We start from the raw sequence: 261 nt of genomic DNA, 5'->3' as shown, positions 1-261 counted from the left end.
CAGTTAGGATTTTGTACGATATTTGCCGAGCTCATAGCTTGGAAACCTGCAGTGATACCGATAGATTGAGCCATAGCCAAAACTAAAGGAATATAGCGTGTCGCTTGATTAAGCTTACGACGTCCGATTTCCCCTTGTTTTGACCACTCTACAAACTTCGGCAAAATATCCATTTGTAAAAGTTGAACGATAATTGATGCTGTGATATAAGGTGATACCCCCATAGCAAACAATGAATAGTTTTGCATGGCATTACCAGAC

Annotated in this window: 1 pseudogene; it reads right to left on the bottom strand. The window is 40.2% G+C overall.

The features are described from left to right. Positions 1–248 (bottom strand): annotated as a pseudogene (secY, locus tag ETC27_RS18100) (preprotein translocase subunit SecY); the annotation flags it as partial. Positions 249–261 lie beyond the last annotated feature (13 nt).

The organism is Onishia niordana, assembly GCF_004798965.1.
GTDB classification, from domain to species: domain Bacteria; phylum Pseudomonadota; class Gammaproteobacteria; order Pseudomonadales; family Halomonadaceae; genus Onishia; species Onishia niordana.
This window is presented reverse-complemented; position numbering and strand designations above follow the sequence as displayed.